Here is a 24386-nt window from a genome sequence, read left to right as displayed (position 1 = left end):
GAAGGGGTCACCGGTGAGCAACTCGGCGAGCGTTGCCGCCCTCGTCCTCGTCTCGATCACGTCGCTGGTGGTCGGCGCGTTCGGGCTGCGCCTCTCACGCACGATGAGCGACTTCTACGTCGCGTCCCGAGGTGTCGGCCCGGTGCTCAACGCCTCGGCGATCAGCGGCGAGTACCTCTCGGCCGCGTCCTTCCTCGGCGTCGCCGGTCTCGTGCTCGCCCGGGGCGTCGACATGCTCTGGCTCCCGGTGGGCTGGACCGCGGGCTACCTGTTGCTGCTCGTCTTCGTGGCCGCCCCACTGCGTCGCTCCGGTGCCTACACCCTTCCCGACTTCGCGCAGCTGCGCCTCGAGTCGGTCGTCGCGCGCCGGATCTCGAGCCTGCTGGTCGTGGCGATCGGCCTGCTCTACCTCATCCCGCAGTTCCAGGGCGCGGGTCTGACCCTGCACACCCTCACGGGCGCGCCGAGCTGGGTGGGCCAGCTCGCGGTGGCGGTGGTCGTCGGCCTCAACGTCCTGCCGGGAGGCATGCGCAGTGTCACGCTCGTCCAGGCCTTCCACTACTGGCTCAAGCTCGTCGCGCTGCTGACGCCGCTCTTCTTCCTGCTCGGCACGGTGGGCGTCCGGGCCGCCAACCCGGAGGTGGGCGCCGTCTTCGTCTCCGACTGGGTCGAGCCGTTGCGGGGCGACAACGCCCTCTACCTGACGTACTCGCTGGTCCTCGCCACCTTCTTCGGCACGATGGGCCTGCCGCACGTCGTCGTGCGCTTCTACACCAACCGCGACGGCCGGGCCGCGCGGCGGGCGACCCTGGTCGTGCTCGTGCTCCTGTCCGGCTTCTACCTGCTGCCTGTGGCCTACGGCGTCCTCGGACGCTACGTCGCCTCCGACCTCGTGGCTGCCGGCAGGGCCGACTCGGTGGTGCTCGAGCTGCCGAGCCGGGTCTTCGACGGGCCGGTCGCCGAGGGACTCACCGCCCTGCTAGCCGCGGGCGCCTTCGCGGCGTTCCTGTCCACGTCGACCGGGCTCGTGGTGTCGGTGGCCGGCGTGTTGAGCCAGGACCTGGTGAGCTGGGGCGCCGGCCATCGCCAGGGGATCCGGGCCTTCCGGCTCTCCACGGTGGTGGCCGTGGTCGTCTCACTCCTGCTGACGGTCGTGTCGGCCGGCGTCCCGGTCGCCCATGCGGTGGAGCTGACGTTCGCCGTGGCGGCGTCGACGTTCTGCCCGATGCTGCTCCTCGGGATCTGGTGGCGCGGCCTGACGTCCGTCGGCGCCGTCGCCGGGATGGCCGTGGGCGGCGGCCTGTCCATGGGAGCCGTCGTGACGACGACCTTCGGCATCGCGACGGGCGGGTGGTTCGGCGTCGTCATGACCCAACCGGCCGCCGTGAGCGTCCCGCTGGCCTTCGCCACGATGGTGGCGGCCTCGCTCGCGACGCGCTCGCGCACCCCCGAGCACGTGGCCCGCACGATGGTCAGGCTGCACGCGCCGGAGGACGTCGCCCTCAACCGCGGCTCCTTCCACCCCGAACGGCGCCACACCTGAGCGGCCCACCGGGGAACGGGACCCGTCGACCACGGGACGCGACCGGCGCACGGCGCGACGGAGACGGCATACGACAGCCCCATTCCCTCCGCTCGTCGCTCGGACACGACCGCTCGTCGCGGCTGAGCCGGCGCACGGCGAGCGGTCGGCGCCGCTGGGCGATGGCCGGCGCGCTGCGGCTGACGGCGCTGCGCCGGCGCTCCTACCTTTGCTGGCGCCGGCCGCAGCACTGCGCTGTCCGTCCCGGCACGGCAGTCATGACCCGAACCGCCCCGGAGGTGGCCCGTGAGCAAGGAAGCTCCAGACCGCGTCGCCGTCGACGCCAACGTCGCCATGCAGGACTCGCCCGAGTTCGCACAGCTGCGCAGCAAGTTCCGCCGCTTCGTCTTCCCCCTGACCGCGCTGTTCCTCGCGTGGTACTTCCTCTACGTCCTGCTCTCCGTCTTCGCCAAGGACTTCATGGGCACGCGGGTCGCCGGCAACGTCACGTGGGGCCTCGTCCTGGGCCTGCTCCAGTTCGTCTCCACGTTCGTCATCACGATGGTCTACGCCCGCTGGGCCGACCGCGTCTTCGACCCCGAGGCCGAAGCCCTCGCCCGCAAGATGGGAGACGACCAGTGAGCGCCCTGCTGACCTCGGCCCCCGTACTGGTCCCGGCGGCCGGCACGACCGTGGGCAACCCGGCGATCAACATCGGGATCTTCGCCCTGTTCGTCGTCGTGACGCTGGCCATCGTGATCCGGGCCTCGCGCAACAACCGGAGCGCTGCTGAGTACTACGCCGGTGGCCGCGCCTTCACCGGCCGGCAGAACGGCATCGCGATCGCCGGTGACTACCTCTCGGCGGCCAGCTTCCTCGGCATCGCCGGCGCCATCGCGATCAACGGCTACGACGGCTTCCTCTACTCCATCGGCTTCCTCGTCGCCTGGCTCGTGGCGCTGCTGCTCGTGGCCGAGCTGCTGCGCAACGTCGGCAAGTACACCATGGCCGACGTGCTGAGCTTCCGGCTGAGGCAGCGGCCGGTGCGCATCGCCGCCGCGATCTCGACGCTCGTCGTCTCGTTCTTCTACCTGCTGGCCCAGATGGCCGGTGCGGGAGGCCTCGTCGCCCTGCTGCTCGGCATCGAGGGTGCCGTCGGCCAGCGCATCGTCATCCTGGTCGTCGGCCTGATCATGATCTTCTACGTCATCTACGGCGGCATGAAGGGCACGACCTGGGTGCAGATCATCAAGGCCGTGCTCCTCATCATCGGCGCCGCTCTCATGACCGTCTGGGTCCTCGGCAAGTTCGGGTTCAACCTCTCGACGCTGCTCGGGGACGCGACGACCGCCTCCCAGAGCGCCGGCGGCAAGGACCTGCTCCAGCCGGGCCTGCAGTACAAGAACCCCGTCGACTTCATCTCGCTGGCGATGGCACTGGTGCTCGGCACCGCCGGCCTGCCGCACGTCCTCATGCGGTTCTACACCGTGCCCACCTCGCGCGAGGCCCGCCGTTCGGTCGTCTGGGCCATCTGGCTGATCGGCATCTTCTACCTGCTGACGTTGGTCCTCGGCTTCGGCGCGGCTGAGCTCGTCGGCGCCGATGCCATCAAGAAGGCCCCGGGCGGTGTGAACTCCGCGGCCCCGCTGCTGGCGTTCGAGCTGGGCGGCGAGATCCTCCTCGGCATCATCTCGGCCGTCGCCTTCGCCACGATTCTCGCGGTCGTCGCGGGCCTGACCATCACGGCCAGCGCGTCCCTGTCGCACGACATCTACAACACCGTCGTCAAGGCCGGGAAGGCCACCCCGGAGGAGGAGGTCAAGGTCGCGCGCATCGCCGCGCTGGTGCTGGGCGCCATCGCCATCGTCGGCGGCATCTTCGCCCTCGGACAGAACATCGCCTTCCTGGTCGCCCTCGCCTTCGCCATCGCGGCGAGTGCGAACCTGCCGACGATCCTCTACTCGCTCTTCTGGAAGCGGTTCAACACGCGCGGCGCGCTGTGGAGCATCTACGGCGGACTGGTCAGCGCCATCACGCTGATCATCTTCAGCCCGGTCGTGTCCGGCAAGGCCGTCGACCCGGCGACCGGCAAGAGCCCGTCGATGCTCCAGGGGGTCGACTTCCACTGGTTCCCGCTGGACAACCCGGGAATCATCTCGATCCCGCTCGGCTTCCTGCTGGGCTACATCGGCACGGTGACGAGCACGGAGTACAACGCGGCCAAGTACGCCGAGATGGAGGTCCGCTCCCTGACCGGTCACGGCGCCGAGGCCGCCACGCACCACTGAGAGGACAGGACCGGGCCCAGGACCGGGCCCAGGGAGGCCGCGCACGCCAGGGGTGTGCGCGGCCTCCGGCTCGTCCGGCAGGTTCTTCGCCCGTGGATTCTCGGGCCGCGTGGCAACCTTCGGGCACCGCGTCGGGCTGGGGCCTGGGCCTGCTCGCCGTCGTCGCCGGCGAGCAGGTCGGCACGTTGACCATGGCGGTCCCGGTCCCCACGCTCGTGGGTGGGGCCGTGCGCTCGTCCCGCCTGACGGTGATCGGGGCGTATGCCGCTGCCGCCGTCGTCGCTCGCGTGCTCGTGGGCCGCTGGTCGAGTTCGCGGTCGGGTCCGCGGCGGCGGCGAGCGGCGCCGGACGCTCGCCACCTCTCCGGAGGCCCGTGAGCGGCAGGGCGGCCGGCAGAGCCTGCTGACCCGGCTAGAGGAGGACGAGGTCGTCCCGGTGGATGACCTCGCGCTCGTACTCGGGACCGAGGTCCCGGGCCAGCTCCCTGGTGGAACGTCCGAGCAGGGCCGGCAGCTCCGACGAGCTGTAGTTGACCAGCCCGCGTGCCAGGGGGGTGCCGTCGGGACGGCACACGTCGACGGGGTCGCCGTCGTGGAAGGTGCCCTCCACCGAGGTGATGCCGGCGGGAAGCAGGGACTTCTTGCGGTGCACGAGGGCGGCGACGGCGCCGTCGTCGACGATCAGCCGGCCGCGCGCCGTGGTGGCGTGCTCCAGCCACAGGCGCCGCGAGCGGCCCCGGACGCCGACGGGCAGGAAGACGGTGCCGACGTCCTCGCCGGCGAGGACCGAGAGCACCCGGTCGGCGGCCGTGACGACCGTGACCACCCCGGCCGCCGTGGCGATGCGGGCCGCCTCGAGCTTCGTCGCCATCCCGCCCGTGCCGACCTTGGAGCCACTGCCGCCGACCTCGACGCCGGCGAGGTCCTGCGGCCCCCGCACGATGGGTATGCGGCGGGCCCCGGGGCGGTGCGGCGGCGCGTCGTAGAGGGCGTCGACGTCGGAGAGCAGGACGAGTGCGTCGGCGTCGATCAGGTGGGCGACGAGGGCCGCCAGGCGGTCGTTGTCCCCGAAGCGGATCTCGCTCGTGGCCACCGTGTCGTTCTCGTTGACGATGGGCAGCACGCCGAGGTCGAGCAGGCGGTCGAGGGTGCGGCGGGCGTTGGCGTAGTGGGTGCGGCGCGTCATGTCGTCGGCTGTGAGCAGCACCTGACCCACCGTGATGTGGTGCAGACCGAAGGCGTGCGTGTAGGCGGCGAGCAGGGCGCCCTGCCCCACCGAGGCGGCGGCCTGCTGGGTGGCGAGGTCGTGCGGTCGCGACGCCAGCTCGAGCGGGTGCAGCCCGGCGGCGATCGCCCCCGAGCTGACGAGCACGACCTGGGTGCCATCGAGGTGCCGCCGGGCCAGCGCGTTGGACAGGGCCACGAGGCGGGCGACGTCGATGCCGCCGTCGACGCCCGTCAGCGAGCTGGAGCCCACCTTGACGACGAGGCGCCGAGCGCTGCGGATGACCGAGTGGGGCGACACACCCGGAACTCTAGTGATGGGGCACGGCGCTCGCAGATGCGTCCAGACCGGGTCGCCACGCTGCGAATCACCTGCGGGGTGTTGACGGCGGCGACGCATTCGATGTGCAATATATTGCATGCCGGTCCCTCTCGAGTCGCTCGCGCCGCGCCCCCTGCTGCGCGACGACGTGCACCTGCGACTGCGCGACGCCATCGTCGCCGGCACGTTGGCACCGGGAGAGCGGCTCCGTGACCAGGAGCTCGCGGCGTGGCTCGGCGTGAGCCGCACGCCCGTGCGCGAGGCCCTGCTCCGGCTCGCGCAGGCAGGTCTCGTGCACGCAGCGCCCGGCCGGTCGACCACGGTCGCCACTCTGGACGCACGGGCGATCCGCGACGCGCAGGCCGTCGTCGCCTCCATGCACCGCCTCGCGGTCGAGCAGGCGGTGCCCCAGCTGGGCCCGGCCGACCTCGATGCCATGCGGTCCGCGAACGAGCGGTTCGCCGACGCCTTGCGTCGTGACGACCCCGAGGCGGCCGTGGCGGCCGACGACGCGTTCCACGCCGTCGCCGTCCGCGCTGCTGCCAACGCCGCGATCGAGAGCGTCCTCGACCAGTTCACACCGGTTCTGCGCCGACTCGAACGGCTCCGCTTCAGCTCCCTGTCAGGCCGCGCATCGGTCGCGCTGCACGAGCGCATCGTCGAGCTGTGCGCGGCGGGTGACCCCGCGGCCGCCGCAGACGTCGCCCACGAGACCTGGCAGACGTTGCGGCCACTCATCGAGACCCTCGAGTCCGAGAGCGACTGAAGAAGCCTCTGCTGCTCAGGCACCACATCCTCATCCGAGCCCGACCATGTCTGCCCCGCAAGGAGATCCACCATGTCGATTCACGACTTCGAGCGATACCCGCTGACCTTCGGCCCGAGCCCGGTGCACCGGCTCGACCGGCTCACCGAGCACCTGGGTGGTGCGGATGTCTGGGCCAAGCGAGAGGACGTGAACAGCGGTCTCGCATTCGGCGGCAACAAGACCCGCAAGCTGGAGTACATCGTCCCCGACGTACTCGCCAGCGGCGCGGACACGCTGGTGTCCATCGGCGGGTACCAGAGCAACCACACCCGCCAGGTCGCGGCAGTTGCTGCGAAGCTCGGCCTGAAGTGCCGCCTGGTGCAGGAGAAGTGGGTCGACTGGGACGACCCGGTCAACGACACGGTCGGCAACATCCTGCTGTCGCGCATCATGGGCGCCGACGTGCGGCTCGACCCGAACGGCTTCGACATCGGCCTTCGCCCCTCGTGGGAGGAAGCCATCGCCGAGGTGGAGGCTGCGGGAGGGCGGCCGTACGCCATCCCCGCGGGCGCCTCCGAGCACCGTCTGGGCGGCCTCGGCTTCGCGAGCTGGGCCTACGAGGTGGCCGAGCAGGAGCGGGCCCTCGGCGTCTTCTTCGACACCATCGTCGTGTGCACCGTGACCGGGTCGACGCATGCCGGGATGATCGCCGGGTTCGCCGCCCTCGAGGACGCCGGTGGTCGCCCCCGCCGGGTGATCGGCATCGACGCGTCGGCGACGATCGACAAGACGAGGGGCCAGGTCGGACGCATCGCCCGGAACACGGCCGCGCTCATCGGCCTGGAGCGCGAGCTGCGCGACGAGGAGATCACGGTCCTCGAGGGCTGGGCCGGCGACCTCTACGGAGTGCCTGTCGCGTCGACGGTCGAGGCGATCCGGCTCTCCGGCCGCCTCGAGGGGATGATCCTGGACCCCGTCTACGAAGGGAAGTCGATGGCCGGACTCGTCGAGCTGGTCGGCTCCGGCGCCATCCCCAAGGACTCGACGGTCCTCTACGCCCACCTCGGTGGCCAGCCCGCCCTCAACGCCTACAGCGGCGTCTTCGCCTGAGCCGGACCAGGACCCGGAAGCCGCGGATCGGAACGGCCGTCCGCAACCTAGGCTGGAGGCATGTCCCAGACGATCGACCCCACCGTCGTCGAGCAGGTGACGGCACTGGCCCGACGCGCGCGGACGGCCTCGCGCCACCTCGCCCTGATGTCGCGCGCCGAGAAGGACGCAGCCCTGCTCCTGCTGGCCGACGCCGTGGACGCCGCCGCCACCGCCGTCGTCGAGGCCAACGCCGAGGACCTCGAGCGCGGCAGGGCCGCCGGCATGAGCGCGAGCCTGCAGGACCGGCTGCGCCTCGACGAGACCCGGGTGGCGGCCGTCGCGCAGGCGCTGCGCGACGTCGCGGCACTGCCTGACCCCGTCGGCGAGATCGTGCGCGGGTCGACCCTGGCCAACGGCCTGCAGATCCGGCAGGTACGCGTGCCCATGGGCGTCATCGGGATGATCTACGAGGCGCGCCCGAACGTCACGGTCGACGCGGCGGGCCTCGCCCTCAAGTCGGGCAACGCGGTGCTGCTGCGCGGAGGGTCGGCGGCGGCCAGCAGCAACCACGCGCTGGTCACCGTGCTGCGCGAGTCGCTCGCGGCGCAGGGGCTGCCGGCCGATGCCATCACGCTCCTCGAGGAGGGTGGCAGAGACGCTGCCCGCGCGCTGATGACCGCCCGCGGCCACGTCGACCTCGTCATCCCCCGGGGCGGCGCCGACCTGATCCAGACGGTGGTGCGTGAGTCCACCGTTCCCGTCATCGAGACCGGCGTCGGAGTGTGCCACGTCTACGTCGACCGCGCGGCGGACCTCGACAAGGCACAGGCGGTCACGGTCAACGCCAAGACCCAGCGGCCGAGCGTCTGCAACGCCGCCGAGTCACTCCTCGTGCACCGCGACGTCGCCGCCGACTTCCTCCCGAAGGTGCTGACGGACCTGGCAGGGGCCGGTGTGCGACTGCACGTGGCACCCGAGGTCACCGAGTACGCCGAGGCGGCGGGGGCGGCATACGAGCTCGCGAGCGAGGAGGACTTCGGCACCGAGTGGCACGGACTGGAGCTGAGCGTCGCCGTCGTGGACGACGTCGACGAGGCGATGGAGCGCATCCGGAAGTACGGCACCGGGCACACCGAGGCGATCGTGACGGAGGACCGCGGGGCCGCCCGCCGGTTCACCGCCGAGGTCGACGCCGCCGTGGTCATGGTCAACGCCAGCACCCGCTTCACCGACGGCGGCGAGTTCGGGTTCGGCGCCGAGATCGGCATCTCGACCCAGAAGCTGCACGCCCGCGGACCCATGGCGCTGCCGGAGCTGACGACCACGAAGTGGGTCGTGGAGGGTGACGGACACACCCGCTGACGACCGTGTGCTGCGCCCGCCCTGCCGGATGGCATGATGGCGCACCATGGAAGGCACTGAGGTCCGCAAGCTCGCGCAGCTGGAGGACGACCACTGGTGGTACCGCGAGCGGCGCCACCTCCTCGCCAAGGCGATAGCGGACCTGACGCCCGGTCACGCGTTGGACATCGGCGCCGCGGGCGGGGGTAACACCCGGGTCCTGCGCGAGCACGGTTGGGACGCAGTCGCGCTCGAGTACGGCCAGGACGGCGCGGAGGTCGCCCACGAGCGCGGGCTGGCGACGGTGCGCGCCGACGCGACGCGTCTGCCGTTCTCCGACGACGCCCTCGACCTCGTCGTCGCCTTCGACTTGCTCGAGCACCTGCCCGACGACGACACCGCGGTCGCGGAGGTGCGACGCGTGCTCAAGCCGACCGGCACCTACCTCGTGGCCGTCCCGGCCGATCCCCGGCTCTGGTCGAGTCACGACGAGGCCGTCGACCACGTGCGCCGCTACACCCGCGCGGGACTGGTGGACCTGCTGCAACGCGGCGGCTTCGAGGTCGCCGACGTGCGGTCGTGGAACGTGCTGCTGCGTCCGGTCGTCGCGATGCACCGTCGTCGCAGCTCCGGCTCGGACCTGGAGAACGTGCACCCCGCCGTCAACTTCGGACTGCGCACCGTCATCACGGCCGAGCGCTACCTGCCGGTCAGCAGCCTCCCGGGCGTCAGCCTGCTCGTCACGGCTCGACCGCGCCGCCAGGCGTGAGCCGCATCTGGGTGTGACCGAGCCGGTGAGAGCCGGCCCGACGTCACACCCGGCTCCGTCTCGATCAGGCTCGATCGGGCTCGGTCCGGTCTCCCGCCCCGGTCGACACGGCTCGGCGTCAGCCTCGCAGCCGGCTCGGCTGTGGGCTGGTGACGCGGGCGGCGTGGGTGGCTGCGTCGGGCGCCTCGTCGGTGGCCTGGATCGTCTCGGGGTGCGGCGAGGCCGGCAGCGGCGTGTCGGTCGGCCCGTGGTCAGCGCCCTGCGCGGTCATCGAGTCGTAGGCGATGAAGTAGGTGGGGCGGCCCTGCATGTGGCCGTACATCCGGCCGATGTACTCGCCGAGGATGCCGACGCACACCAGCTGGACCGCTCCGACGCCGGCGACGATGGCCACGGTCGAGGTCCAACCGGCGACGGTGTGACCCTGCGAGCGCGAGATGAGGGTGTAGAGCACGAGCAGCACGGCCAGCACTGCGCCGCCGAAGCCGGCGAACGTCGCCAGGCGCAGCGGGGCCGTGGAGAAGCCGGTCAGCGAGTCGAGCGACAGCTTGACCATCTTCATGAGCGGGTACTTCGAGTCTCCGGCGGCCCGCTCCTCACGCTTGTACTCGACCGTGTCGGACGGGAAGTTGAGGGCCGGCACGATGAAGCGCAGCACCCGGTTGTGCTCGGGGAGGCTGTTGATGGCGTCGACCGTGGCACGGGACATGAGGCGGTAGTCACCGGCGTCGGCGTGGGCGGAGGTCTGCGACATGAGGCCGATGAGCTTGTAGAAGGCCTGCGCGGAGGCGCGCTTGAACCAGGTGTCGGTGGAGCGGTCGTTGCGCACGCCGTAGACGACGTCGACGCCGTCGTCCTTGGCGGCGGCCAGCATCTGGGGGATGATCTCCGGCGGGTCCTGCAGGTCCGCGTCGATCGTCACGACGTAGTCCCCGAGTGCGCTGGCGAGGCCGGCGGAGATCGCGGCCTGGTGGCCGGCGTTGGCGCGCAGGCGCAGGACTCGCAGGTTCGGCCACTCGCGGTGGTAGCGCTGGAGAAGCACGGCCGTCAGGTCCTTGCTGCCGTCGTCGACGGCGACGACCTCGTAGGGGACGTTCATCCCGTCGAGGATCGGGCGCAGGCGCTGCACGAGCAGCGGCAGGACCTCCTCCTCGTTGAACATCGGGATCACCACGGACAACTCAGGAACCATGCGTCCAAGGTTACTGCCCCCGGTGGAGGGCACCTGCCGCTGCGCTGAGCGCTGTCTGTGACGTCGCCGGTAGGGTGCGCCGCATGGGGCACACCACTGCAGGGCAGGCGTGGGACCCCGCGGACACGCGCTGCGTGCGTCGCGCCGCGTGGGCGCTAGGCTGGCGGCATGTCTGATCGCGCCGTCGCACTCGTCACGCAGGGGGAGGAAGCCGCACGCGAGCTTCCCATGCCGGTGATCGCCTACTTCCTCATCACCTTCGCGCTCTTCCTCGTGGCGCTCGCCGTGACGTGGAGCTTCCGCAACACCGCGTACAAGGTGCAGGCGCCGCGCCCGACGCGGCCGGCCGAGGCCGCGCACCAGGGCTCCCAGGGGGTCACCCGCGAAGGCACGAGCGGTTCCGGCGGAGCGCACCACTGACCATGCGCCTCGGCGTCATGGGCGGGACCTTCGACCCGATCCACCACGGGCACCTGGTGGCGGCCAGTGAGGTCCAGGCCCGCTTCGGCCTCGACGAGGTCGTCTTCGTCCCCACGGGCCAGCCGTGGCAGAAGGCCGACCGCCACGTCTCCTCGGCGGAGGACCGCTACCTCATGACCGTCATCGCGACGGCCTCCAACCCGCGGTTCACCGTCAGCAGGGTCGACATCGACCGGCCCGGACCCACGTTCACCATCGACACCCTGCGTGACATCCGGGACGAGCGACCCGACGACGAGCTGTTCTTCATCACCGGTGCCGACGCCCTCGCCGAGATCCTCTCCTGGAAGGACGTCGAGCACCTGTTCCAGCTGGCGCACTTCATCGGTGTCACGCGCCCCGGGCACGAGCTCTCCGACAAGGGCCTTCCCGAGGACCGCGTGACGCTGCAGGAGGTGCCCGCCATGGCGATCAGCTCCACCGACTGCCGGGCGCGCGTGGCGGGCGGGGAGCCGGTCTGGTACCTCGTGCCGGACGGCGTCGTCCAGTACATCAACAAGTACCACCTCTACGCCGACCCGCAGGCGACCCCGGTCCCTGTGCACCCCGCGAAGGACGCGGCAGGCGCGCGTCCCGACGACGCACGCAGCGACGGCGCCCGCAGTCTTTCGTCTTAAGGAGATCCGTGACCGCAGCAGACCATTCGATCCAGCTCGCGAAGGTGGCCGCCCTGGCAGCCGAGGAGAAGCTCGCCGAGAAGGTGCTCGCCATCGACGTGAGCGACCAGATGCCACTCACCGACGTCTTCGTCATCGCCTCCGCCCCATCGGAGCGGCAGGTCGGCGCCATCGTCGACGAGGTCGAGGACCGACTCCGTGAACTGGGCAGCAAGCCCGTCCGCCGCGAGGGCGAGCGCGAGGGACGTTGGGTGCTCATCGACTTCGGCGACATCATCGTGCACGTCCAGCACGAGGAGGAGCGCGAGTACTACGCCCTGGAGCGCCTCTGGAAGGACTGCCCGGAGGTCGACCTGACCGGCGTCACCGTCCCGGCGCGTCCGGGCGTGGACGACTCCGAGGTCACCGAGGCGTGAGCGCGTCCGGGCCCACGGGCCGGTGCGCGTGACCGGGTCCGGTGGGCCTCGCCGCATCGTGCTCGTGCGCCATGCCGAGACGGTCGACAACGCGGCCCGGGTCTGGCAGGGCCACAAGGACACCGAGCTGTCGGCGCGCGGCCACGAGCAGGTCGCGGCCGCCGCGCCCCACCTGGCGGCCTACGAGCCGGCGCTCATCGTCTCCAGCGACCTGCAGCGTGCTGCCACGACTGCCGAGGCCATCGCCGGTCTGACGGGGCTGACCGTGCGGCTCGACGAGCGCCTGCGTGAGGTGCACGTGGGCGAGTGGCAGGGCCTGCACGCCGACGACGTGCGCAGGCGCTACCCGGACCTCGTCGCTGCCCTCGACCGCGGCGAGGACGTCCCGCGGGGCGTCACGGGTGAGAGCCGTGCCCAGGTGGCCGAGCGAGCGGGCGCCGCCCTGCGCGACGTCGCCGGCGAGCTCCGGCCGGGGCAGACGGCCGTCGTCGTGGCCCACGGGGTCTCCGCGCGCGTGGCGGCCACCGACCTGGTGGGACTCGACCAGGACGTCTCCGACGCGGTGTTCCGAGGCCTGGGCAACTGCCACTGGATCGAGCTCGTCGAGAGCCGGAAGAGCTTCTCCGAGGTCGTCCGCTGGCGCATCGGAGGGTGGAACCTCGGGCCGTGGAACGTCTGACGCCGCAGGGCCGCCCCGATTTTGGCTCTCGGCGGCGGACCGGCTATGGTTACGCAGTCGCTTCGAGGAGGTGACACCCGCAAGGGGCTGTGGCGCAGCTGGTAGCGCACCTGCATGGCATGCAGGGGGTCAGGGGTTCGAGTCCCCTCAGCTCCACCGACACCAGAAGGACCGGACACGACTCGTGTCCGGTCCTTCTCTCGTCGCAGCTCGCGAGCTCAGCCCCCGGCACGTGCCTGCGGCAGCCGGCCGCCCGGCCGCTGCGCCAGCGGGTGCTCGAGCACCCGACGGTAGGTGCGCTCGTAGGCCGCGGCCATGGCGTCGAGGCTGAACCGCTCGCTGACGAGTCGACGACAGTCCGACGGCTCCAGCCGCTCGCAGTCGGTGATGGCACGAGCCAGCTGCTCCGGCCGCTCGACGACGAAGCCGGTGCGTGCTTGCGCCACCACCTCCCGCGCCGACCCCGCGGACAGGGCCACCACCGGCGTGCCGCAAGCCATGGCCTCGACCATGACGAGGCCGAACGGCTCCGCCCAGCAGATCGGGAAGAGCAGGCAGCGCGCCCCCGCGAGCAACCGACGCTTGAGGGCGCCGTCCGCGATGCCGACGTCTACGGCGTCCCGGCCGAGCAGGGGCGCCACCTTCGTGCGGTAGTACTCGTGCTCGACCGGCTCGGTGCACTTGCCGGCGAGGATGATGCGGACCCCGGCCCGTCGCGCGGCGTCGATGGCCAGGTGCGGTGCCTTCTGCGGGTGGAACCTTCCGATGAACAGGACGTAGTCGTCCTTGTGCGAGCGGTACGGGAAGCTGCGCACGTCGATGCCGTTGTGGACCGTCGCCACCCAGTTGAGGCCCGGCTCGCTGGCACGCTGTGCGTGAGAGATCGCCACCAGCGAGACCGTGCGCCCGAGCGGGCGGTAGACGTCCGCCAGCTCCGCCGCGGAGCCGTGCACGGTGACGAGCGTGGGGGCCGCCCGCCCGCTCGCCGTCAGTGCGCCGGCAATGGTGTGGTCGTGCACGATGTCCACCGGGCGCGAGCGCAGCTGGCCGAAGACCCGGGCCGCGTTGACCACCTCCGGGATCGCCTCGCCCAGCCGGCCGGACATCGTGCGCTCGCTCGTGCGGACGAACTCCTGCGCCCCCGTGCCGCGAGCACCGGCCGCGAACAGCGTCACCTGGTGCCCGCGTGCGACGAGCCGGTCGACGAGGCCGGCGACGACCGCCTCGATGCCGCCGTAGCCGTCAGGAGGCACGGTGTAGTACGGCGGTGCCACCATCGCGATGCGAAGCACTCGGGGCCGCATCATCGGGTGGTGTGTCCCTCCGGACACGACTCGCGTCGACAGCTTCATCACCCCCAGGAGCCGCTCCACCGCGACTTCCTGATCCGCCCCCGACACTCCAGTATCACCACGGGAGGGTCGTGCCGGGCGGCGAACCGGCCGCATACGGCCCGTGACCTCCCGCACTCGGTGCGGGGTCAGCGCTTCGCGGCCTCCGGCCACATTGCCGCGGGCTGCAGGCCCTCCGTCGTCGGCCCGCTCACCCCCGGCTCGACGCGCAGCGGTGGCGTGAGGCCCGTTGTGCGCCAGCCCGCCTGCTCGACCTGGACGCCGAGGAGCTGGCCACCCACGTGGAGCTGCTCGACCGAGAGCGGCAGCAGCGACTCGGGCACCTTGGGGTCCACGTGCACGACGCCGGCCGGCGCGTCGACCTCCAGCCCGAGGAGGGTGCGCAGCAGCAGGAGCGGAGCCGCGGCCGCCCACGCCTGCGGTGAGCACGACGTCGGGTAGGGCACGGGGACCTCGAACTCGTCTCGGCCGAAACCGCAGAACAGCTCCGGGAGGTGTCCCTCGAAGCTGTCGGCGGCATCGAGCAGTGCGAGGGCCACCCGGTTGGCCTCGGAGGCGAAACCGTAGCGTCGCAGGCCTGCGGCGACGATGGCGTTGTCGTGAGGCCACACCGAACCGTTGTGGTAGCTCATCGGGTTGTAGGCCCCCGCCTTGGACGACAGGCTCCGGATGCCGAAGCCGCTGAACATCTCCGGGGACATCAGTGCTGACGCGGTCTGGCCCGCGTGCTCCTCGTCGACGATGCCGGTCCACAGGCAGTGCCCCATGTTGGAGGCGAGCGAGTCGACCGGCCGCTTGTCGGCGTCGAGGGCGAGGGCGTAGTGGCCCCGGTCGGGCAGCCAGAAACGGTCGTTGAAGCGGCGCTTGAGGTCCGCTGCCCGCGACCGAAGCTCGCGCGCCCGTTCCCCGTCGCGGGCGGTGTCGGCGATCCGGGCCCCGGCGACCAGCGCCGCGTAGACGTAACCCTGCACCTCGGCCAGCGCCAGCGGAGTCTCGGCGATCGCACCCGAGTCGAAGGTGATCCCGTCGAAGGAGTCCTTCCAGCCCTGGTTGACCAGGCCCCGGTCGGTGGCACGTTCGTACTCGACGAAGCCGTCGCCGTCCGCGTCGCCGTAGTCCTCGATCCAGCTCAGGGCCCGGTCCACGTGGCGACGCAGCGCCCTCATGTCCGTCTCGGGGCCGCCCCAGCGCAGCAGCTCACCGGCGAGCATCACGAAGAGGGGAGTGGCGTCGACGGTGCCGTAGTAGACGGTGTCCTCCTCGCCACCCGGCTCCTCGGTGAGGCCCGAGCGCACCTCGTGCAGGATGCGCCCCGGCTCCTCCTCGGTGCGGGGGTCGACGAGCCGTCCCTGGTCCTGCGCCAGGACCTCCAGGGTGCTGCGCGCCACCCGCGGGTCGAGGGGCAGCAGCATCCAGCTGGTCAGGAGCGAGTCCCGGCCGAAGACCGTCATGAACCACGGGGCGCCGGCCGCGAGGAGTACTCGTCTCGGGTGCTTCGGGTCCTCGATCCGCAGACCGGCCAGGTCGCCCGTGCTGTTGACGACGAGGGCGTCGAGCCGGGGATCGCCGGAGCGCACCACGGGGCTGCGCTCACGCCAGCGACGGTGCTCCTTGGCCGGTTCGCTCTCGAGGCGAGCCACGCCGTGGTGGTAGGGGGTCGGCAGGGGGATGTTGCGGAAGGACGGGACCACGCGGACCGTGACGGTCGTCGTGCCCCTCGCGGCGAGGGACAGGCGCCACACCATGCCGTGCTGGAAGACGGTGTAGGCGCCCGTGCCGCTGATCTCGAGGCCCCGCGGGTCTGCTCCCTCGACGTGCAGTCGCAGGGCCGTCTGGTCCATGCTGACCGTGATGTCCTGGGCGCGCAGGCGGTCGAGATGGCCCTCCTTGACGTCGAAGAGGCCCGCGAAGTCGGTGTCGGCGGTCAGGGTGAGCGTCACGTCCACGGCGTCGCTGCTGAGGTTCTCCAGCGTGATGTCCTCGACCATCCCGCCGCCCACGTAGCGACGGCGCACGACGAGCAGCGTGCTGTCTGCCAGCCCGTGCCGGGGTGGACGGCGGGTGACGAAGGTGGCGGCGTGCGGGCCGAGCGACTGCACCGCCATGGGCTCGAGCGACTCGCCGTCCACGCGCAGCTCGAGGTGGTCGAGGAACCGGGTGTCCTTGACCACCAGCCCCTGGCCCGCGCCGGCCCCGATGTCGCCGGAGGAGCCCGAGACGCAGAAGGAACGCCCTTCGACGAGGGACACCTGGGACACGATGCCGGCGCTCGGTGGTCCGCCCGTGAACGCCCAGCCCTCGCTCATGACTCAAGCCGACGCCGCAACCGGCCGTACTGTCAAGAACGAGCACAGCACCGTGCCCTTCCAGTGACCCGGCCTGTGACCGGGAGCGTGACCCTGAGCGCTACCCGGCGCCGGTAGGCTGCTCCAGGGCGCACCAGCAGGCGCCCGCGGACGAGGGAGCCGTACCCGCCTCGCGACAAGACGGCCAGATCGGAACTGTCGTGCACTGGCTCGTCCTCGTCCTCTCGGGCGCCATGGAGGCCGTCTGGGCGACGGCCCTGGCCGCCTCTGACCGCTTCCGTCGGCCCCGGCCGACCCTCGTGTTCGCCGTGTCGCTCGCACTCAGCATGGCCGGGCTGGCGTGGGCGATGACCGCGCTCCCCGCCGGCACGGCGTATGCCGTCTGGGTGGGCATCGGCGCGGTCGGCACCGTCCTGCTCGCCGTCCTTCGCCGGGAGGAGCGACTCGATGCCGCGCGCGCCGTGCTGCTGCTCGTGCTCGTCGGGTGCGTCGCCGGCCTCAAGGCGGTGGCGTGATGCCGTGGGTGGTGCTGCTCGGCAGCGCCGTCCTGGAGGCGGTGTGGGCCTCGGCGCTGGCTGCCTCCGAGGGCCTGTCGCGCCCGTTCCCCGCCGTGGTCTTCCTCGTGGCCGGCACCGTGAGCATGATCGGACTGGCGCACGCCGTGCGCTCGATCCCCATCGGGACCGCGTATGCCGTGTGGACCGGCCTCGGAGCCGCGCTGACGGTGGCGTGGGCGATGACGACGGGCGCGGAGGGGTTCTCCGTCGCCAAGGTTCTGCTGCTCACCGGGATCGTCGGGTCCGTCATCGGCCTCAAGCTGGTCGGCGAGGAGCGCCACGCATGGTGACCGCGCTGCCGCAGCTCCCGGGGTCCTCCGGCAGAGGTACGGATGGCCCGCCGGAGGTGTCCGGATACGGGCGGTTTTCCCGTTCGGGGTGTCATTGTCACCGGTGCCGGTGATGATGGGCTCGCCCACGGCACTCGGTCGCGGGGCACGAACACGAAGGAGCACCACGTGCGCAGGACCACGACCGGGACGATCGCGCTCGTCGCGTCGCTGGCCATCTCGGGAGCAACCGGAGCGGTCGCCGCCTCCGCGGCGCCCGTCACCTCGGCAGCCTCGTCCCAGACGGCCTCGGCCACCGACTCCGGTGCGCTGCTCGCCGCAGCCCGCGCCCACCTGCCCTCGGACTGGGACGTCCGCCGCGCCGCGGCCGGGAAGCGGTTCGGCATCGAGCCGTCCGCCGCCCAGGAGGCCCTCGGCCGAGCCATCGACCCGACGCAGTACCAGTGCGCCCCGACCCGACTCGACGCCTACGTCGACGGCATCCTCGCGCACGTCGACCGGTCGACGCTCTCGCTCGTGATCTCGCTGGGCGGTCTCGACATGCCGACGTACGACACGCTGGTCTTCGGCTCCAGCGCCGACCCGCACTACGCACTGACGAAGGCTTCGCGCAACGAGCTGACGACCGCCTTCCGTGCCGCCCAGAAGTTCTGGGACACCGACGGCTCCGACATCTCGCTCATGGCCATGCACGGCGACGTCCTGCGCGACCCGGCTCGGATCGCCAGGGTCTACCGCGTCGTCTACGGGCTGCCCGACGCCCAGGCCGCGCAGCTCGCCGCCATCCTCAGCCAGGCCGTGGCGAGCGACCCGGGGCTCTCGGGCGGTGACAACCCGATCTTCACCCTCAACGCCTTCGCCTTCAGCGGCGAGGGGGACCCCGACCCGATGGTCGCTTCCCTGCCCGACAAGCTCGTCTTCGGCGACGGCATGCTCGACGCCCTGGGCGCCATCGGGGTCGGCGACGTCGGTCCCCGCGCCGTCATCGGCCACGAGTACGGCCACCACGTGCAGTACGACAAGCACCTGTTCGCCTCGCCGCTGACCGGTCCGGAGGCGACGCGTCGCACCGAGCTCATGGCCGACGCGTTCGGCACGTACTTCGTCACGCACAAGCGCGGGCTCGCCCTCAACACCGCCCGGGTGCTCGAGGCGGAGCAGTCCTTCTACCAGGTCGGCGACTGCAGCTTCACGAGCGAGGGTCACCACGGCACCCCCAACCAGCGGCTGCGTGCCTCCACCTGGGGCGCCTCGGTCGCGGCAGAGGCACAGAAGCAGGGCCAGGTCCTGCCGTCGCTGACGCTCGACTCACAGTTCGAGTCGAACCTGCCGCAGTTCGTCGCACCCGACGCCTGACAGCCCCGATGGAGGTGGTCGCCGCGGCGGCGACCACCTCCATCCGGCCGGCTGGACCGCGTCCGAGCGCTAGGGTCGCGGTCATGGGTAGCTGGTGGCTCGAGGCGATCGGCTGGGCCGGCTCCGCGGTGCTGGTGTGGTCGCTGCTGCAGACGCAGCTGCACCGGCTTCGGCTGTTCAACCTCCTCGGCTGCGTCGTGCTCGTCGCCTACAACGCCGTCATCCACGTGTGGCCCATGGTGGGGCTCAATGTCGTGCTCGCGGGGATCAACGTCTTCCACCTCGTCCGGATGGCCCGGGAGAAGCACGACGCCGGCGCCTACGAGGTGCTCGAGGTCGCCGGCGACGACACGTACCTGCGGCACGTGCTCCGCGTGCATGAGAGCGACATCCGGCGCTACAACCCGCAGTTCGTCCACGACCCGTTCGCCGGCGCCCTGTCCTACCTCGTGCTGCGGGGCGACGAGACCGTCGGCGTGGTCCTCATGCGCGACCTCGGGCACGGCACCGCGCAGCTGCTGCTCGACTGGGTGACGCCTCGCCATCGCGACCTGACGCCGGGGGAGTTCATCTTCGGTCCGGCCGGCCCGTTCCGGTCCCGCGGCTTCCGCCGGGTCCTCACCCCGCCCGCCATGGTCGAGCCGTACTACGAGAAGCTCGGCTTCCGTCGGTCGGGCGACGCGTACGTCCTCTGACCCGTTGAGGTCTGCGCCCGGCATACGGCACGTCCCGGCACGGCCGCGGCAGGTCTCGTGATCCGGCGCACCCTTCGGCGCCGGCGGGGGAGCCGGTGCCTACGCTGGAGGTAGGGAGCCGTGTGGGCCCGCCGCACGGCGGCCCGTGAAGGAGCGGTGAGCACCATGACCGCGAACCAGGTCCCGACCGAACCCCGACACGACACACCGGACCCCACGGTCGACCGGGTCGTCCCGGAGGAGGACTTCCTCAGAGGCAGAGCGCTGGGTCGGCTGAAGAAGAAGGCCGACTTCCGGGTGCACCTGCTGATCTACGTGGTCGTCAACGGCATGTTCGTGCTGATCTGGGCCATGACGGGTTCGAGCTTCTTCTGGCCCGCCTTCATCCTCGCCGGATGGGGCATCGGCCTGGTGGCCAACGCCGTGGACGCCTACGTGGTGGACACACCCACCGAGAAGCAGGTCACGGAGGAGATGGAGCGGCTGCGGCGTCGCTGAGACGACGTCACGGCCAATCGGACACGTCGTGCGGCGCCGCCGTCGGGCCGGCGCTCCCGGGGGTTCCGGATGAGGCAGCCGGGTGCGCCGGCTCGGCCGGTTCCGCACGCCCCGCCAGTGTGATGCAGCCGCCGAGGGTGACGACGAACGCCACGGCGGCCAGCGGTTCACGCCCCGGCACGACGCGGTCACCGAGTGCCACCAGGCCCACCATCGCCGGCACGACCGTCTCGGTCGCGAACGTGAGTGCGGCGACCGTCGTGACCCGGCCCCGGCTGAGGGCGACGGCGTAGGCGACGGTCGCCAGGGCAGCGTGCGCCAGCAGGGCCCACGCCGTGCCGCTGGTGAGCAGGTGCCAGAGCGGCGACGGGATCTCCAGCAGCCGTGCTGCGACCCCGACACCACCGAAGCCCAGCCCTGCGGCGACGCTGAGCAGGACCGCGGCGAGACGCCGGTCGGGGGTGCGCAGGCCCAGCGCCATGAGGGCGGCGACGAGGAGAGCAGCAGCGAGTAGCCACCAGGCGGCGTTGGCGGGCGGCTGCACCGCGGGACCCGACGCCGCGGCGAGGGCGAGGCCCGCCAGGCCGGCCGCCACGGCGACCAGCGCGACGACCTCGACGGCGCCGAGGCGGACGTGGAGCACGAGCACCGACAGGACGGCGGTCACCGCGACCGACGAGGCGACCGCGGACTCGACGAGGAAGAGCGGCAGCGTCCGCAGCGCGGCCACGGAGGCGACGAAGCCGAGCCCGTCGAGGGCCAGGCCCACGGCATACGGCCAGGCCGTGCGAACGCGACGCCGGAGGGGCGCGCCGGACGGCAGACTGGTGGCCCGGCGCACGCCGATCGCCTGGAGCACGGTGGCCGCGCCGTAGGCGAGCGCCGCGAGGAGGGCGCCGAGCAGTCCCGGGCCCATGCGGCTCAGCCGGTCACGGAGACGGTGCCGGTCACGCTCGCGACGTCCCGGCCTGCGGAGCCCTCGTCGCGCAGGCGGGTCAGACGGTCCGCTGGCACTTGCTCATGAAGCGGTCGGGATCGACCACGGCGCGGTGGATCTCGCCCTTGGCGATCTCCTCGCCGTCCGCGTCCCGGACGGTGACGTGGCAGACGAGGCGGCGTCCGTCGTTGATCGGCTCGGCGCACAGCACGGTGACTTGCGAGCCCACCGCGCTACCCCGGACGTGCTCCATCCTCACCATCGTGCCGACCGTGGTGTGCTCGTCGTCGATGTTCTGCTTGCAGACCTGGAACGCGGCGTTCTCGCACCACGTGATCAGACGAGGGGTGGCGAGGACGTCGAGGTCGCCGCTGCCGACGCGGGCGGAGGTGTCGTCGGCGGAGACCGTGTGCTGGAACTTGCGCATGGGCATCTGACGAGTCTGGCAGAGATCCGCGCGGGCGCCGACTCGTCTCACCGCGGAGGTGAGCCGGGTCACGGGGCGACCCGGGCGGGCACGTCCACGAGCCTCGGAAGGCGCTGCGCTAACCTTGGCCGCATGGCTGGCCTGCTGCTCCTTCCGCAGCCGCGTTGACGAAGGTCGGGACTCCCGACATCAACGCGGCTCCCCTCCTGTGCGAGGGGTTTTCTTTTGCCCAGACGAGCAGCGACGAAAGAGAAGACGATGAGCGAGCAGACGAACGAGACCCCGTTCCGCTACACCGCCGCGATGGCGCAGCAGATCGAGACCGCCTGGCAGGACCGCTGGGAGGAGGAGGGCACGTTCAACGCCCCCAACCCCGCCGGGCCGTGGGCCGAGCCGGAGAAGGTCGCCGCCCGCGGTGAGAAGCTCGTCGTCCTCGACATGTTCCCCTACCCGTCCGGCGTCGGCCTGCACGTCGGCCACCCGCTCGGCTACATCGCGACCGACGTCTACAGCCGCTTCCACCGGATGCTCGGCAAGAACGTCCTGCACGCCCTGGGCTACGACGCCTTCGGCCTGCCGGCCGAGCAGTACGCCGTCCAGACCGGACAGCACCCTCGGAAGACCACCGAGGAGAACATGACGAACATGAAGCGCCAGCTGCGCCGGCTGGGGCTGGGCTTCGACAACCGCCGCACCTTCGCGACGATCGATGACGACTACTACCGCTGGACGCAGTGGATCTTCCTGCAGATCTGGGACGCGTGGTACGACCCCGAGGCGGTCCGCGAGGACGGCGGCCGTGGCAAGGCGCGCCCCATTCGCGAGCTCGTCGAGGAGTTCGAGTCCGGCCGCCGCGCGGTCGTCGACGCCGAGGGTCGCGGCTGGACCGACCTGTCGGCGACCGAGCGCGCCAAGGTCCTCGAGGGCCACCGGCTCGCCTACACCGACGAGGCCCCGGTCAACTGGTGTCCGGGCCTGGGGACGGTCCTGTCCAACGAGGAGGTCACCAACGAGGGCCGCTCCGAGCGGGGGAACTTCCCCGTCTTCCGGCGCAACCTGAGCCAGTGGAAGATGCGCATCACCGCGTATGCCGACCGCCTGGCCGACGACCTCGACGGCGTCGACTGGCCCGAGAAGGTCAAGCTCATGCAGCGCAACTGGATCGGTCGGTCCAAGGGTGCTCGCGTCACCTTCCCCGTCGTCACCGGCGCTGGTGAGGAGGACGGCATCGATGTCTTCACGACGCGCCCCGACACCATCTTCGGCGCGACCTTCATGGTCATCGCCCCCGAGCACCCGCTCGTCGACGCGCTCGTCCCGGCCGGCGGCTGGCCCGAGGGCACCAAGGACGCCTGGAAGGGGGCGGACGCCGACGCGGCCGGCTCCCCGAAGGAGGCCGTGGCGGCATACCAGCTCGCCGCCTCGCGCAAGGGTGACGTCGAGCGGCAGACGGAGGGCAAGGACAAGACCGGTGTCTTCACCGGCTCGTGGGCCACGAACCCCGTTACGGGAGAACGTGTCCCGGTCTTCGTCGCCGACTACGTCCTGATGGGCTACGGCACCGGAGCGATCATGGCGGTGCCCGGACAGGACACCCGCGACTGGGAGTTCGCCGAGAAGTTCGACATCCCGATCGTCCGCACGGTCCAGCCCACCGAGGGCCACCCCGACGACGAGCCGTTCCTCGGCGACGGCGTCGCGGTCAACAGCTCCAACGAGCGCATCTCGCTCGACGGCCTCCACGTCGCCGACGCCAAGGCGAAGATCATCGACTTCCTCGAGGCCGAGGGCATCGGCGAGGGGACGATCAGCTACCGCATCCGCGACTGGCTCTTCAGCCGCCAGCGCTACTGGGGCGAGCCGTTCCCGATCATGTTCGACGAGGAGGGGGTGGCGTATGCCGTCCCGGACGACGAGCTGCCGCTGACCCTTCCCGACGTGCCGGACTACAGCCCGAAGACGTTCGACCCGGACGACGCCCAGAGCAGCCCGGAGCCGCCGCTCTCCCGCGTCCCCGAGTGGGTCGGGGTCGAGAAGGACCTCGGCGACGGGCGCGGCCTGCGGAAGTTCCGCCGGGAGACCAACACGATGCCCAACTGGGCCGGCTCGTGCTGGTACTACCTGCGCTACCTCGACCCGGCGAACCGCGAGAGCTTCGTCGACCCGGCCAACGAGGCGTACTGGCTGGCGCGGCACGACACCCCGGTCGAGGGAGCCCCGGCCGGGACTCGCGACCCGGGCGGCGTCGACCTCTACGTCGGCGGCGTCGAGCACGCGGTGCTGCACCTGCTCTACGCCCGCTTCTGGCACAAGGTCCTCTTCGACCTCGGCCACGTGCAGAGCGAGGAGCCGTTCCGGAAGTACTTCTCGCAGGGCTACATCCAGGCCTACGCCTACACCGACAGCCGCGGCCAGTACGTCCCGGCCGCCGAAGTCGAGGAGCACCCGGGCAGCCACGGCAGCGAGCCGACGTTCACGTGGCAGGGCCAGCCGGTGGGCCGCGAGTACGGCAAGATCGGCAAGTCGCTGAAGAACTCCGTCAGCCCCGACGAGATGTACGACGCCTACGGCGCCGACACCTTCCGCGTCTACGAGATGTCGATGGGCCCGCTCGAGCTGTCCAAGCCGTGGGAGATCCGCGCGGTGGTCGGGAGCCAGCGGTTCCTGCAGCGCCTGTGGCGCAACGTCGTCGACGAGGCAACCGGCCGGCTGCGGGTCGTCGACGTGCCGCTCGACCAGGCGCTGACGACCCAGCTGCACCAGACGATCGCCGGCGTGCGCGAGGACTTCGAGGGGCTGCGCTTCAACACCGCGATCGCCAAGCTCATCGAGCTCAACAACGCCGTGACCAAGCTCGACGCGCCGCCGCGCGAGGTCGTCGAGGCCATGGTGCTGATGCTCGCTCCCGTTGCCCCGCACATCGCCGAGGAGATGTGGCAGCGGCTCGGCCACGAGAGTGGGGTGGCGTATGCCCCGTTCCCCGTCAGCGACCCCGCCAAGATCGTGCTCGAGCGGGTCACCTGCGTCATCCAGATCAAGGGCAAGGTCCGTGACCGGGTCGAGGTGAGCCCCGACATCTCTGAGGACGAGCTGCGCGAGCTGGCCCTGGCGCGCGAGAAGGTGCGCGCCGCGACCGAGGGAGGGGTGCGCACCGTCATCGTGCGGGCCCCGAAGCTGGTCAACGTCGTCCCGCTCTGACGTCGCGGTCACCGCGCGGGTCCGGCTCCGGGGCGAGCCGGGTCCGCGCCGGTAGGTTGAGGCACACCAGGGCGCGCGGGG

General features: G+C 71.5%; 24 protein-coding genes, 1 tRNA gene and 1 riboswitch. Of the genes, 19 read left to right on the top strand and 6 right to left on the bottom strand.

The genetic code is table 11. The features are described from left to right. The first annotated feature begins 13 nt into the window (after positions 1 to 13). The 4 genes from ABD194_RS06250 to ABD194_RS06235 all read left to right on the top strand — a co-directional run bounded on the left by ABD194_RS06250 (position 14) and on the right by ABD194_RS06235 (position 4187). A complete protein-coding gene (locus ABD194_RS06250; RefSeq protein WP_343989130.1) occupies positions 14 to 1543 on the top strand; it encodes a sodium/solute symporter in 1530 nt (509 codons plus the stop codon). A 333-nt stretch (positions 1544 to 1876) separates the two neighbouring features. After that, the gene (locus ABD194_RS06245; protein ID WP_343989642.1) at positions 1877 to 2164 is read left to right on the top strand and encodes a DUF485 domain-containing protein; all 288 of its coding nucleotides are present in this window, start codon (positions 1877 to 1879) and stop codon (positions 2162 to 2164) included. Beyond that, on the top strand, positions 2161 to 3810 hold the full coding sequence (locus ABD194_RS06240) for a solute symporter family protein (protein WP_343989128.1): 1650 nt from the start codon (positions 2161 to 2163) through the stop codon (positions 3808 to 3810). Before ABD194_RS06245 ends, ABD194_RS06240 begins: the two co-directional genes overlap by 4 nt. 92 nt (positions 3811 to 3902) lie before the next feature. Then, the gene (locus tag ABD194_RS06235) at positions 3903 to 4187 is read left to right on the top strand and encodes a hypothetical protein (protein WP_343989126.1); all 285 of its coding nucleotides are present in this window, start codon (positions 3903 to 3905) and stop codon (positions 4185 to 4187) included. 34 nt (positions 4188 to 4221) lie between these two features. On the opposite strand, the gene proB is transcribed toward ABD194_RS06235, so the two are convergent. Next, positions 4222 to 5334 carry a glutamate 5-kinase gene (gene proB / locus ABD194_RS06230; protein WP_343989124.1) on the bottom strand — a complete coding sequence of 371 codons (1113 nt, stop codon included), beginning with the start codon at positions 5332 to 5334 and terminating at the stop codon, positions 4222 to 4224. 118 nt (positions 5335 to 5452) lie between these two features. Here proB and ABD194_RS06225 point away from each other — a divergent pair, with 118 nt between their 5' ends. From ABD194_RS06225 to ABD194_RS06210, 4 genes are all read left to right on the top strand, one after another. After that, positions 5453 to 6121 carry a GntR family transcriptional regulator gene (locus tag ABD194_RS06225; protein ID WP_343989122.1) on the top strand — a complete coding sequence of 223 codons (669 nt, stop codon included), beginning with the start codon at positions 5453 to 5455 and terminating at the stop codon, positions 6119 to 6121. 72 nt (positions 6122 to 6193) lie between these two features. Continuing rightward, entirely contained in the window at positions 6194 to 7213 is a 1020-nt protein-coding gene (locus ABD194_RS06220; protein WP_343989120.1) for a 1-aminocyclopropane-1-carboxylate deaminase, read from the top strand. Between the two features lie 60 nt (positions 7214 to 7273). Then, complete coding sequence (locus tag ABD194_RS06215; RefSeq protein WP_343989118.1) at positions 7274 to 8557, top strand: glutamate-5-semialdehyde dehydrogenase; 1284 nt, start codon at positions 7274 to 7276, stop codon at positions 8555 to 8557. 46 nt (positions 8558 to 8603) lie between these two features. Continuing rightward, positions 8604 to 9305, top strand: a complete 702-nt coding sequence (locus ABD194_RS06210; RefSeq protein ID WP_343989116.1) for a class I SAM-dependent methyltransferase — start codon at positions 8604 to 8606, stop codon at positions 9303 to 9305. Between the two features lie 118 nt (positions 9306 to 9423). On the opposite strand, the gene ABD194_RS06205 is transcribed toward ABD194_RS06210, so the two are convergent. Then, positions 9424 to 10497 carry a glycosyltransferase family 2 protein gene (locus tag ABD194_RS06205; RefSeq protein ID WP_343989114.1) on the bottom strand — a complete coding sequence of 358 codons (1074 nt, stop codon included), beginning with the start codon at positions 10495 to 10497 and terminating at the stop codon, positions 9424 to 9426. A 168-nt stretch (positions 10498 to 10665) separates the two neighbouring features. Between ABD194_RS06205 and ABD194_RS06200 the strand changes: the two genes are divergently transcribed. From ABD194_RS06200 to ABD194_RS06180, 5 genes are all read left to right on the top strand, one after another. Continuing rightward, the gene (locus ABD194_RS06200; protein ID WP_343989112.1) at positions 10666 to 10917 is read left to right on the top strand and encodes a hypothetical protein; all 252 of its coding nucleotides are present in this window, start codon (positions 10666 to 10668) and stop codon (positions 10915 to 10917) included. A gap of 17 nt (positions 10918 to 10934) precedes the next feature. After that, on the top strand, positions 10935 to 11594 hold the full coding sequence (gene nadD / locus ABD194_RS06195) for a nicotinate-nucleotide adenylyltransferase (protein WP_343989640.1): 660 nt from the start codon (positions 10935 to 10937) through the stop codon (positions 11592 to 11594). A gap of 8 nt (positions 11595 to 11602) precedes the next feature. Continuing rightward, complete coding sequence (gene rsfS / locus ABD194_RS06190) at positions 11603 to 12010, top strand: ribosome silencing factor (RefSeq protein ID WP_343989110.1); 408 nt, start codon at positions 11603 to 11605, stop codon at positions 12008 to 12010. Positions 12011 to 12038: 28 nt separating this feature from the next. Next, positions 12039 to 12689, top strand: coding sequence for a histidine phosphatase family protein (locus ABD194_RS06185; protein ID WP_343989108.1), 651 nt, complete (start codon positions 12039 to 12041; stop codon positions 12687 to 12689). Between the two features lie 83 nt (positions 12690 to 12772). Further along, a tRNA-Ala gene (locus ABD194_RS06180) sits at positions 12773 to 12845 on the top strand. Positions 12846 to 12907: 62 nt separating this feature from the next. On the opposite strand, the gene ABD194_RS06175 is transcribed toward ABD194_RS06180, so the two are convergent. Both ABD194_RS06175 and ABD194_RS06170 read right to left on the bottom strand, forming a co-directional pair. After that, positions 12908 to 14062 carry a glycosyltransferase family 4 protein gene (locus ABD194_RS06175; protein WP_343989106.1) on the bottom strand — a complete coding sequence of 385 codons (1155 nt, stop codon included), beginning with the start codon at positions 14060 to 14062 and terminating at the stop codon, positions 12908 to 12910. A gap of 107 nt (positions 14063 to 14169) precedes the next feature. Continuing rightward, positions 14170 to 16347 (bottom strand): amylo-alpha-1,6-glucosidase, encoded by a 2178-nt coding sequence (locus ABD194_RS06170; RefSeq protein WP_343989104.1) that lies wholly within the window; start codon positions 16345 to 16347, stop codon positions 14170 to 14172. Between the two features lie 125 nt (positions 16348 to 16472). Continuing rightward, a riboswitch (guanidine-III (ykkC-III) riboswitch) is annotated at positions 16473 to 16537 on the top strand. 10 nt (positions 16538 to 16547) lie between these two features. On the opposite strand from ABD194_RS06170, the gene ABD194_RS06165 reads away from it, so the two are divergent. The 5 genes from ABD194_RS06165 (at position 16548) to ABD194_RS06145 (ending at position 19743) form a co-directional block, all read left to right on the top strand. Then, complete coding sequence (locus tag ABD194_RS06165) at positions 16548 to 16862, top strand: DMT family transporter (RefSeq protein ID WP_343989102.1); 315 nt, start codon at positions 16548 to 16550, stop codon at positions 16860 to 16862. After that, positions 16862 to 17194, top strand: coding sequence for a DMT family transporter (locus ABD194_RS06160; RefSeq protein WP_343989638.1), 333 nt, complete (start codon positions 16862 to 16864; stop codon positions 17192 to 17194). Before ABD194_RS06165 ends, ABD194_RS06160 begins: the two co-directional genes overlap by 1 nt. Positions 17195 to 17362: 168 nt before the next feature. Next, positions 17363 to 18550 carry a neutral zinc metallopeptidase gene (locus ABD194_RS06155; protein WP_343989100.1) on the top strand — a complete coding sequence of 396 codons (1188 nt, stop codon included), beginning with the start codon at positions 17363 to 17365 and terminating at the stop codon, positions 18548 to 18550. Between the two features lie 83 nt (positions 18551 to 18633). Further along, positions 18634 to 19245, top strand: a complete 612-nt coding sequence (locus ABD194_RS06150; RefSeq protein WP_343989098.1) for a hypothetical protein — start codon at positions 18634 to 18636, stop codon at positions 19243 to 19245. A gap of 165 nt (positions 19246 to 19410) precedes the next feature. Further along, positions 19411 to 19743, top strand: a complete 333-nt coding sequence (locus ABD194_RS06145) for a 2TM domain-containing protein (RefSeq protein ID WP_343989096.1) — start codon at positions 19411 to 19413, stop codon at positions 19741 to 19743. A 7-nt stretch (positions 19744 to 19750) separates the two neighbouring features. On the opposite strand, the gene ABD194_RS06140 is transcribed toward ABD194_RS06145, so the two are convergent. Together ABD194_RS06140 and ABD194_RS06135 are read right to left on the bottom strand one after the other, a co-directional pair. Then, complete coding sequence (locus tag ABD194_RS06140; RefSeq protein WP_343989094.1) at positions 19751 to 20659, bottom strand: hypothetical protein; 909 nt, start codon at positions 20657 to 20659, stop codon at positions 19751 to 19753. 79 nt (positions 20660 to 20738) lie between these two features. Next, positions 20739 to 21113: a thioesterase family protein gene (locus ABD194_RS06135; RefSeq protein WP_343989092.1), complete on the bottom strand. Its 375-nt coding sequence runs from the start codon at positions 21111 to 21113 to the stop codon at positions 20739 to 20741. A 252-nt stretch (positions 21114 to 21365) separates the two neighbouring features. Between ABD194_RS06135 and leuS the strand changes: the two genes are divergently transcribed. Further along, the gene (gene leuS, locus ABD194_RS06130) at positions 21366 to 24305 is read left to right on the top strand and encodes a leucine--tRNA ligase (RefSeq protein ID WP_343989091.1); all 2940 of its coding nucleotides are present in this window, start codon (positions 21366 to 21368) and stop codon (positions 24303 to 24305) included. The last annotated feature ends 81 nt before the right edge of the window (positions 24306 to 24386 follow it).

The sequence above is a fragment of the Terrabacter terrae genome (assembly GCF_039529575.1).
GTDB lineage: Bacteria > Actinomycetota > Actinomycetes > Actinomycetales > Dermatophilaceae > Terrabacter > Terrabacter terrae.
Note: the sequence above shows the minus strand (reverse complement) of the source record. Positions and strands in the feature narration are given on the sequence as shown.

What these genes read in the sequence shown, in the direction of transcription:
- ABD194_RS06245 (WP_343989642.1), top strand. Translation starts at nt 1,877, where the DNA reads ATGCAGGACTCGCCCGAGTTCGCACAGCTGCGCAGCAAGTTCCGCCGC.
- ABD194_RS06225 (WP_343989122.1), top strand. Translation starts at nt 5,453, where the DNA reads ATGCCGGTCCCTCTCGAGTCGCTCGCGCCGCGCCCCCTGCTGCGCGAC.
- ABD194_RS06220 (WP_343989120.1), top strand. Translation starts at nt 6,194, where the DNA reads ATGTCGATTCACGACTTCGAGCGATACCCGCTGACCTTCGGCCCGAGC.
- ABD194_RS06215 (WP_343989118.1), top strand. Translation starts at nt 7,274, where the DNA reads ATGTCCCAGACGATCGACCCCACCGTCGTCGAGCAGGTGACGGCACTG.
- ABD194_RS06210 (WP_343989116.1), top strand. Translation starts at nt 8,604, where the DNA reads ATGGAAGGCACTGAGGTCCGCAAGCTCGCGCAGCTGGAGGACGACCAC.
- ABD194_RS06205 (WP_343989114.1), bottom strand. Translation starts at nt 10,497, where the DNA reads ATGGTTCCTGAGTTGTCCGTGGTGATCCCGATGTTCAACGAGGAGGAG.
- ABD194_RS06200 (WP_343989112.1), top strand. Translation starts at nt 10,666, where the DNA reads ATGTCTGATCGCGCCGTCGCACTCGTCACGCAGGGGGAGGAAGCCGCA.
- nadD (WP_343989640.1), top strand. Translation starts at nt 10,935, where the DNA reads ATGGGCGGGACCTTCGACCCGATCCACCACGGGCACCTGGTGGCGGCC.
- ABD194_RS06170 (WP_343989104.1), bottom strand. Translation starts at nt 16,347, where the DNA reads ATGAGCGAGGGCTGGGCGTTCACGGGCGGACCACCGAGCGCCGGCATC.
- ABD194_RS06160 (WP_343989638.1), top strand. Translation starts at nt 16,862, where the DNA reads ATGCCGTGGGTGGTGCTGCTCGGCAGCGCCGTCCTGGAGGCGGTGTGG.
- ABD194_RS06150 (WP_343989098.1), top strand. Translation starts at nt 18,634, where the DNA reads ATGGGTAGCTGGTGGCTCGAGGCGATCGGCTGGGCCGGCTCCGCGGTG.
- ABD194_RS06145 (WP_343989096.1), top strand. Translation starts at nt 19,411, where the DNA reads ATGACCGCGAACCAGGTCCCGACCGAACCCCGACACGACACACCGGAC.
- ABD194_RS06140 (WP_343989094.1), bottom strand. Translation starts at nt 20,659, where the DNA reads ATGGGCCCGGGACTGCTCGGCGCCCTCCTCGCGGCGCTCGCCTACGGC.
- ABD194_RS06135 (WP_343989092.1), bottom strand. Translation starts at nt 21,113, where the DNA reads ATGCCCATGCGCAAGTTCCAGCACACGGTCTCCGCCGACGACACCTCC.
- leuS (WP_343989091.1), top strand. Translation starts at nt 21,366, where the DNA reads ATGAGCGAGCAGACGAACGAGACCCCGTTCCGCTACACCGCCGCGATG.